The sequence below is a fragment of the Anaerolineales bacterium genome, from assembly GCA_022866145.1.
Taxonomy (GTDB): domain Bacteria; phylum Chloroflexota; class Anaerolineae; order Anaerolineales; family E44-bin32; genus PFL42.
In genome coordinates this window covers 1-2150 of the sequence record JALHUE010000342.1, presented here as the reverse complement: position 1 = coordinate 2150, position 2150 = coordinate 1, and the positions used below count along the sequence as shown (strand labels likewise).

Annotated in this window: 2 protein-coding genes; both read left to right on the top strand. The window is 63.1% G+C overall.

Annotated elements, in window-relative coordinates; genetic code table 11:
- Positions 1-184, top strand: a 184-nt coding sequence (locus MUO23_10630) for a hypothetical protein (protein MCJ7513410.1), incomplete at its 5' end; no start/stop codon positions are given.
- Between the two features lie 133 nt (positions 185-317).
- Positions 318-2150 (top strand): hypothetical protein (locus MUO23_10625; GenBank protein ID MCJ7513409.1); only part of this gene is annotated, 1833 nt, incomplete at its 3' end.

Sequence of the window (2150 nt, the reverse complement as noted above, 5' to 3'; positions counted from 1 at the left end):
GCGGGGCGCCATCGGATTGGATGAGTACAGCCTGCAGTCGTGGTTGAAGCTGCGCTATCCCGATTGGGTTGCCGAGGTGCACCTGGAAGATCGCCTCGCACTCACCACCATTCCAGAGACCCTCTCTCTCCAAGCTGGACCGTGCTCAGACGGTCGGCTCGAGGCGAGGATTCAGATCCCGTGATCGTGAACATGGCGGGCCTGATCAGGCGACAGGCTTCCGCCTGCGGGAGGGGAGGGCCGTCGCGTGTGCCAGACCTCGGCTGCCTGCCTCGCGCTCCAAGTGCACGGGGTGACCTGGCGTGCGGGGGGCGAGGATGACGCCCCTGGTCATAGGAGCCATCCTTTGGCTGATCAGCTCCGTCTGCGTCGGACTATTGGCGCTCGTGGTCCATCGCCTCGTGCGAACCGACGATGCCTCGCTGAATCTGGCGGCCTACCTGGCCGTCGTCGTCGGCCTGATCACCGCCATCAACCTCGCCCTGGGATTGCTCGGTTGGCTGACTCCATGGGGTGTGACGTCGGCTTCTCTGCTCGTACTGGGGTTGGCTTGCCTTGTTCCCGCGGCGCGAGCCGTGCTGCTCGATCTACCCGCGCGTTGGCGCGCCGGGCGAAGAACTGCTGCGGCCTGGTGGTTCGACCTGCCCAGGCTCCTCAGATTCCTCGCTGCCCTGCTGATGCTCATCCTCACAGCCCGGTTCGCCTTCCTGGTCTGGGCTCTTCCCCCCTTCGTCTGGGACGCTTTGACATATCACCTCACCAACGTCGCGGCCTGGACCCAAAGTGCGCGCATCCTTCCCATTGATTCGCCAGTCACACGCACCTTCCTGCCGGCCAACTTCGAGGTCTTTTCGACCTGGTTCACCGTCTTTCTACATCACGACATCGTGGTGGAAGCGGCGGGAATCCCCGGATACCTCATTGCCTGTGTGGCGGTCTACGCCTTGGCTCGGCGGCTGGGCTGTGGGGCTCCGCTGGCGCTGGTTGCCGGATTGGCCTACGCCACGACGCCTGCGTTGCTGCTGGCTGCCACCGGCGCCAAGAACGACCCGCTCATGACGGGCATCATCCTGCTGATGATGGCATTGATCGTAGATCTCGTGCTGCGGCCGGATCTCTCTCCTGAACGCAACCTCCCAGGCCAACTGACACTCCTGCTGGCATTGGCGTTCTTCGGCCTCGGAACGAAGGCCTATCTGCTGCACGTCCTGGTCGGGATCGCTGCGATGGCCTGGTTGCTTCCCCGGGCGGCCGGCCGAGGTGGGTGCTGGCGCCAGGTGCTGGCAACGTCCCGGGCTCAGCTGCGCGCAGGCGGCAGGCGCATCTGGATTCCCCTGGTGGGGATGGTGGCGGTGAGCCTGTTTCTTGGCTTGTACTGGTATGGGCGCAACGCCGTGCTCCTCGGCAATCCCTTCTATCCGATGGGGATCGAGTTCGGGAGTGCACCCATTGTTCCCGGCGTCCACAACAATTTTCCGGTCAGCCTGACCCGTTTTCTCGAGAACCTGGAAGTCTTCGGGTACAAGTTCGGAGATCGACAGGGGCCGATCCTCTCCGATCTTCCCAACGTGACCGGATGGGGATGGATCGCCTACGGGCTCGGCATTCCCACACTGATCTGGTGCTTGGTGCGCCTGAAAGTGACCCGAGCGGTCATCGCTGGATTCCTGGTGTCGCTGGCTGTGCTCTTTCTCTCGGCGCGTGCCAGCCCCTGGAACATGCGCTATGCCACCTGGTTCCCTGCCGTTCTCTGCCTGACGACCACGTGTTTTCTGCAGGCGGTCCCTGACGCCTACCGCCTCGAGCGCCGTGTCCTCTCGGCGCTTTTGATCATCGGCGCGACGTTGAATGTGCTGCCGACTGTGAACTACGGAAGGATCCCGATCGACGAGTTCTCTCGCATGCTGTCGAAACCCGCCCTCGAGCGCAACGCAGCCAGTCTGTACCTGACGATCGGGGATACCTACGAATTCGCCGTCGCCAAGGTCCCTCCAGGAGAGACGCTTGGGTACCATGTGAACGCCAATGGTTTCATCTACCCGCTCTTTCGTGCGGATTTCTCGCAGCGGATCGTGTACATTCCCTTTGAGAACAGCGGCAGTTGCGAGACGCTCTCACGGGTGATGGTCGACCGGGGAACGCGCTGGTTG